This window comes from Pseudarthrobacter enclensis, from assembly GCF_001457025.1.
Classification (GTDB): domain Bacteria; phylum Actinomycetota; class Actinomycetes; order Actinomycetales; family Micrococcaceae; genus Arthrobacter; species Arthrobacter enclensis.
Genome location: NZ_KQ758599.1, coordinates 1,022,715 through 1,028,839 on the forward strand (window position 1 = coordinate 1,022,715; position 6,125 = coordinate 1,028,839).

The window sequence follows — 6,125 nt, forward strand, 5'->3', positions numbered from 1 at the left end:
GGAAGACGTACCTAGAGCTATGGAGGATGGAATGTCTGTTGCAATGACCCGCGGTGTGCTGTTCGTTCACTCGGCCCCTACGGCCCTGTGCCCTCACGTTGAGTGGGCCATTGGATCCGTCGTGGACAAGCGCACGGATCTTGAGTGGACCCCTCAGCCTGCCGCACCCGGAATGTTCCGGGCGGAGCTGTCGTGGACAGGTGCCCCCGGCACCGGGTCCAAGCTGGCGTCCGCCCTGCGCGGCTGGGCCCACCTGCGGTTCGAGGTAACCGAGGAACCCAGCCACGGCGTGGACGGCGGACGCTGGTCCCACACCCCGGAACTGGGCATCTTCCATGCCGTGACGGATGTGCACGGCAACATCATGGTGTCAGAGGACCGCATCCGGTACGCCTACGAATCCGGAGCGGGTGACCCCTCAGCTGTTTACCACGAGCTCTCCCTCGCACTGGGCGAAGCGTGGGACGAGGAACTTGAACCCTTCCGGCACGCTGCCGAGGGCGCGCCGGTGCGCTGGCTGCACCAGGTGGGCTGACCGCCGCCCCTGGTCCGGCAGCACCGGACACTCCATAGCCAAAAGAGGAGGCCCCGCCAACAGGCGGGGCCTCCTCTTTCATGGTCAGGGGCCGGCGGGATGCCGGCGCCGGACCCTTAGACGCTGCGGATGGCCACAACCGCGTTGTGGCCGCCGAAACCGAAGGAGTTGCTCAGGGCCACGATGTTGCCGGCCGGCAGGTCGCGGGCGGAAGTAACCACGTCCAACGGGATTTCCGGGTCCTGGTTTTCCAGGTTGATGGTGACCGGTGCCTTGCGCTCATGCACGGCGAGGACGGTGAGGACAGCCTCAACGGCGCCGGATGCACCGAGCAGGTGACCCATCTGGGACTTGGTGGCCGAAACCGCCACGTTGTCCACGTGCGTGCCGAGCGCAGCGCGCAGGGCAGTGTATTCAGGCTTGTCGCCAACAGGCGTGGACGTGGCGTGGGCGTTGACGTGCACCACATCCTCTGCCTGGATCCGGCCGTCGAACATCGCAGCCTTCAGGGCGCGGGTGGCACCCAGGCCCTCGGGGTCCGGTGCGGTGATGTGGTAGGCGTCGGCGGTAACCGACGTCCCCGCCAGTTCACCGTAGATCCGTGCGCCGCGGGCAAGCGCGTGCTCTTCGGCCTCAAGGACCAGTGCTCCGGCGCCTTCACCCATGACGAAGCCGTCGCGGTCAATGTCGTACGGCCGCGAAGCGCGTTCCGGATCGTCGTTCCGGCGGGACAGCGCCTGCATTGACGCAAAAGCCGCCAGCGGCATGGGGTGGATCGCGGCTTCGGCGCCGCCGCACATCACCACGTCGGCCTTGCCGGAGCGGATCAGGTCCAGTCCGAGGTGCATGGCTTCAGTGCCGGAGGCGCAGGCCGAGACCGGTGTGTGGGCGCCGGCACGGGCCCCAAGGTCGAGGCTGACGGCTGCGGCCACGCCGTTGGGCATCAGCATGGGAACGGTCATGGGCAGCACGCGGCGGGGGCCCTTTTCCTTCAGCGTGTCCCACGCGTCCAGCAGCGTCCACACGCCGCCGATGCCGGTGGCGAAGGCCACGGCCAGGCGGTCCTGGTCGATCTCCGTGATGCCGGAGTCGGCCCAGGCCTCACGGGCAGCGATAACGCCGAACTGCGTGGAGGGGTCCATGCGCTTGGCCTCGACGCGGGTGAGCACGTCAAGGGCGGGGGTGCTGCAGCGCGCGGCAAAGTGGACGGGGAGTTCGTACTTGGATACCCAGTCGTCTTCCAGGGTGCGGGCACCGGAGACCCCCTTGAGCGCGTTCTTCCACATTGTGGGGACATCGCCGCCGATGGGTGTGGTGGCACCCAGGCCGGTGATGACTACCTTGCGTGTCATGGGATCACTCTTTCGTCGGTGGGAAACCCTCTCCGTCGGCCGGAGGGTCCACATCTTGATGGCCGGCGGGGCCGCTATGGAAGCCCTGCGCCAGGTACTGCAAAGTCTCTGATAAAAAGGCGGGCTGCCGGCCCGGTCATCCGGACCGGCAGCCCTGGCCATGCCGCGGCAGCGGCGAAAGCTGGAATTAGGCCTGTGCTCCGGCGATGAAGCTGACGGCGTCGCCAACGGTCTTGAGGTTCTTGACCTCTTCGTCCGGGATGCGCACGCCGAACTTTTCTTCAGCGTTGACCACGATGGTCATCATGGAGATGGAGTCGATGTCCAGGTCCTCGGTGAAGGACTTGTCCAGCTCCACGGCCTCGGGGGCCAGGCCGGTTTCCTCGTTGACGATTTCAGCCAGGCCGGCCAGGATCTCTTCGTTGCTAGCCATTGATGGCTCCTTTTCTTGTATTGCCGGCAGGGTCTGCCGGAATGGTTCAGGCCGCGGATGCGGCCCCTTTGATTGGACGTTGCTAGGGGAGGACGATTACCTGCGCACCGAAGACCAGCCCCGCGCCGAAACCGATCTGCAGGGCAAGTCCGCCGCTGAGCTCAGGGTTCTCCTGCAGCAGGCGGTGGGTTGCCAGCGGAATGGACGCCGCGGACGTGTTGCCGGCGTCGGCAATGTCCCGTGCCACTGTAACCGTCTCGGGCAGCTTCAGTTTCTTGACCATCTCATCGATGATCCGCATGTTGGCCTGGTGGGGGATAAAAGCCACCAGGTCTTCAGCCTGCACTCCGGCGGCATCGAGTGCCTGCTGGGCCACTTTGGCCATTTCCCAGACGGCCCAGCGGAACACGGTCTGCCCGTCCTGGCGGAGGGTGGGGTAGAGTTCCTGCGCCTCTTCCAGCAGTGCGAGGTCGCCGGTGGAATCGGACTGGCGGGCGGCCAGGCCAAGGTCCCGGACGTCCAGCAGTGAACGGGTCATGCCGATCGCATCCCACTTGCTGCCGTCGGAGCCCCACACGGAGGGCGCAATGCCCGGTGTGTCGGACGGGCCGACCACCACGGCTCCTGCGCCGTCGCCCAAGAGGAACGAGATGGTCCGTTCGCGGTTGTCGATGACGTCGGACAGCTTCTCCGCACCCACCACCAGGACGTATGTGGCGGCGCCGGACCGAACCAGCGCGTCAGCCTGGGCAACTCCGTAGCAGTACCCGGCGCAGGCTGCCGAAATGTCGAAGGCCGGTGCCGGCGTGGCGCCCAGCCGGTCGGCGAGGCTGGCCGCGGCGGACGGCGTGGCATACGGGTGGGTCACGGTGGAAACGATGACGGCCCCGAGCTCGGAGGCCTCGATGCCGGCCTTGGCCATTGCCTCACGGGCTGCGCCCTCGGCCATGTCGATGACGCTCACGTCAGCGGGGGCACGGTGCCTGGTGACGATCCCGGTGCGCTGGCGGATCCACTCGTCGGAGGAGTCGATCCACTGGCACACGTCCTCGTTGGTGACGATCACTTCCGGGCGGTAGGCGCCCAGGCCGAGGATGCGGGTGTGCTCCTGGAGGGGAGCCTGCTTCAGCGTGGGTGCGCTCATGCGGTTCCCTCCAGTTCCGCGAAGAGCGCCAGCGCTGCCGACAAGTCATCGGGGGTCTTCACGGCTACCGTCTTGACGCCCGGCATGCCGCGCTTTGCCAGCCCTGCAAGGGTCCCGGCGGGAGCCAGCTCGATAACGCCGGTGACGCCCCGCTGTACCAGGGATTCCATGCAGAGGTCCCAGCGCACCGGACGGGACACCTGGGCAATAAGGCTTTCGACGGCGGCAGTTCCGTCGGTGACTTCGCCGCCGTCGTAGTTGGACAGCAGCGGCACCTTCGGCGCCTGCGGCTTCAGCTGCGGCGCAATGGCCTGGAGTGCGCTGACGGCGGGGGACATGTGGCTGGTGTGGAACGCCCCAGCGACCTTCAACGGAATGACGCGCGCCTTGGCCGGCGGGTTATCGGCCAGGGCCTTGAGCTGTTCGAAGGTGCCCGCGGCCACCGTCTGGCCGGCGCCGTTGACGTTTGCCGGCGTTGCGCCGGAGGCTTCAATGGCGGCCAGGACCTCGGAGGGGTCGCCGCCCACCACGGCGCTCATGCCTGTGGGCGTAACGGCAGCGGCGGCAGCCATGCTGTTGGCGCGTTCGCGCACAAACGTCATGGCCTCTTCCGCGGTGAGGACGCCGGCCAGCGCGGACGCGGTGATTTCACCCACCGAGTGCCCTGCGAGCACCACCGGCAGGGAACTGAGTTCGACGTCGAAGAGGGAGGACGCGGCGACCAGCCCGGCAGCAACGATCAGGGGCTGCGCCACGGCAGTGTCCTTGATGGTTTCCTCATCCGAGGTGGTGCCGTGGGCCGTCAGGTCGATGCCTGCGATCCCGCTCAGGGCAGCCAGCTGCTCCGCCACCTGGGGCAGTTCCAGCCAAGGGGCCAGGAAACCCGGGGTCTGTGAGCCCTGTCCAGGGCAGACTATTGCAAGCACGTAACCAGCTTTCCAAATTACTGTGTGATCCAGCGGTGTTTGTCCGCACCAACCTCGTGGGGTCGGGTTGTAGGAAGTCTACAACGCCTCAGGAGGGATTCCGGGACGCCTGGCGGTCCGTGGCGGACTTCGGTGGACTCGAAAGGCGCCCCACCACCAGGGCTGCCTGGAGCACGAATGCCTCCCTGGGAAGCAGCGGATCCCAGCCCGTCACATCACACACCCGCTTCAACCGGTAGCGCACGGTGTTGGCATGGACGAAGAGTTCCCGTGCCGTGGCTTCCAGGGAATGGCCCAGTTCAAGATAGGTGCCGAGGGTTTCCACCAGCCCGTTGGAGGCTGCCAGCAGCGGCCGGTAGATGTTCTTGACCAGGGAGCGGCGTGCGGCGTCGTCACCCGAGATCACGCGTTCGGGAAGGAGGTCGTCCGCCGCGACGGGGCGGGGCGCGGAAGGCCACGCCCTGGCTGCCGTGAGGCCCGCGAATGCTGACTGTGCCGAACCGCTGGCCTCCAGCAGGGAACTTGCTTCGGGGCCGTAGACAACGGGCCCGGGAGCAAACATGTCGCTGAGTTTCACGTAGGCGGTTTCCCTGTCCTGGACGCCGCCGAGGATCAGGATGAGCCTGTCGCCCTGGATGCCCACGAGCGCATCCTCCGCGTACCGGCCTGCCATCCGCCGCAGTTCACTGACGTAGCTGGCGCTGGGTTCCGAGGGGGAGTTGCCCACCATCACGGTGAAGCGCTCCTGCGCCTTCCAGCCCAGCGCGGCAATCCTGGACCGCAGCGCGTCGGTGTTTTCACCCCTGAGGATGGCGTCCACTATGAGCGCTTCGAGGCGCGTGTCCCAGGAGCCGCGGGACTCCGCCGCGCGGGCGTAGACATCCGCGGCGGCAAAAGCCACTTCCCGCGAATACCGCAGGACCGCTTCCCTCAGTGATGGCTGGTCGGCTTCATGCGCAATGACCGGAACCTGGTCCTCGACCACTTCAACTACGATGCGGATAAGCTGCAGGGCCTTCTGCAGGCTGATGGACCTGGTCAGTTCGGTGGGCGCTGTGCCGAACACGTCCGTAAGGATCCAGGACGGCGAGCTGGGACGCTCATACCAGGTGACGAACGCGGCGATGCCGTTCTGCGCCACCATCCCCAAGGCCGACCGCTCATCTGCGCTGAGCCTGCTGTACCACGGAAGGGATTGTTCCAGCTGCCGCATGGTGGTCGTCGAGAGCTGCCCCACGTTGGCCCGCAGCTTCTTCAGGGTCTCCGACTTTTCGGGAGTCACCCTTGGCTGGGACGGTTTTCGCTTCGCGGGCTGGGTGGATGGTGCTGGCATTCTTTGAGCATACGGCCAGCGCCGCGCAAACCTCCATTTGTGCGAAGGCTACAACTCGCATTGTCGTGCATCACAGCTGCCTGCGTCACGCCACGGTGCCGGAACAAAGAACGACGGCGGCTCCCGCACAAGTGCGGGAGCCGCCGTCGTCCATGGCTGCGGGCAGGAACCCGGGGCGGAGCTAGGCTTCGCCTCCGGTGTTGCCGGTGGTGCCGGCGTTCACGTTGAGCAGCTTGTACTTCTCGATGGCCTTGACCGGGGCGCCTGCATCCACCTCACCGCGGCGGGCCAGCATCTCCAGGGCACGCACCACGATGGAGTGGGTGTCGTTCTTGAAGTAGCGGCGGGCTGCTGCGCGGGTGTCGGAGAAGCCGAAGCCGTCGGCGCCGAGGGTGGCGTATT

At 66.7% G+C, this 6,125-nt stretch carries 7 protein-coding genes; 1 reads left to right on the top strand and 6 read right to left on the bottom strand.

All coding sequences use genetic code 11. From position 1 onward, the window contains the following. Positions 1 to 31: 31 nt before the first annotated feature. The gene (locus AS031_RS04650) at positions 32 to 535 is read left to right on the top strand and encodes a DUF3145 domain-containing protein (RefSeq protein WP_058266904.1); all 504 of its coding nucleotides are present in this window, start codon (positions 32 to 34) and stop codon (positions 533 to 535) included. A gap of 116 nt (positions 536 to 651) precedes the next feature. Here the strand turns inward: AS031_RS04650 and fabF are convergent, their stop codons facing one another. From fabF to AS031_RS04680, 6 genes are all read right to left on the bottom strand, one after another. Continuing rightward, positions 652 to 1,887, bottom strand: a complete 1,236-nt coding sequence (gene fabF / locus AS031_RS04655) for a beta-ketoacyl-ACP synthase II (protein WP_058266905.1) — start codon at positions 1,885 to 1,887, stop codon at positions 652 to 654. 187 nt (positions 1,888 to 2,074) lie between these two features. Continuing rightward, positions 2,075 to 2,320 carry an acyl carrier protein gene (locus tag AS031_RS04660; RefSeq protein ID WP_009359314.1) on the bottom strand — a complete coding sequence of 82 codons (246 nt, stop codon included), beginning with the start codon at positions 2,318 to 2,320 and terminating at the stop codon, positions 2,075 to 2,077. Positions 2,321 to 2,402: 82 nt separating this feature from the next. Beyond that, on the bottom strand, positions 2,403 to 3,464 hold the full coding sequence (locus AS031_RS04665) for a beta-ketoacyl-ACP synthase III (RefSeq protein ID WP_058266906.1): 1,062 nt from the start codon (positions 3,462 to 3,464) through the stop codon (positions 2,403 to 2,405). Next, on the bottom strand, positions 3,461 to 4,390 hold the full coding sequence (locus AS031_RS04670) for an ACP S-malonyltransferase (protein WP_176716499.1): 930 nt from the start codon (positions 4,388 to 4,390) through the stop codon (positions 3,461 to 3,463). Before AS031_RS04670 ends, AS031_RS04665 begins: the two co-directional genes overlap by 4 nt. Positions 4,391 to 4,478: 88 nt before the next feature. Beyond that, complete coding sequence (locus AS031_RS04675) at positions 4,479 to 5,723, bottom strand: PucR family transcriptional regulator (RefSeq protein WP_058266908.1); 1,245 nt, start codon at positions 5,721 to 5,723, stop codon at positions 4,479 to 4,481. A gap of 181 nt (positions 5,724 to 5,904) precedes the next feature. After that, positions 5,905 to 6,125: hypothetical protein (locus tag AS031_RS04680; RefSeq protein ID WP_058266909.1), on the bottom strand; the 221-nt coding region annotated here is incomplete at its 5' end.

What these genes read in the sequence shown, in the direction of transcription:
- AS031_RS04665 (WP_058266906.1), bottom strand. Translation starts at nt 3,464, where the DNA reads ATGAGCGCACCCACGCTGAAGCAGGCTCCCCTCCAGGAGCACACCCGC.
- AS031_RS04660 (WP_009359314.1), bottom strand. Translation starts at nt 2,320, where the DNA reads ATGGCTAGCAACGAAGAGATCCTGGCCGGCCTGGCTGAAATCGTCAAC.
- AS031_RS04650 (WP_058266904.1), top strand. Translation starts at nt 32, where the DNA reads ATGTCTGTTGCAATGACCCGCGGTGTGCTGTTCGTTCACTCGGCCCCT.
- fabF (WP_058266905.1), bottom strand. Translation starts at nt 1,887, where the DNA reads ATGACACGCAAGGTAGTCATCACCGGCCTGGGTGCCACCACACCCATC.
- AS031_RS04675 (WP_058266908.1), bottom strand. Translation starts at nt 5,723, where the DNA reads ATGCCAGCACCATCCACCCAGCCCGCGAAGCGAAAACCGTCCCAGCCA.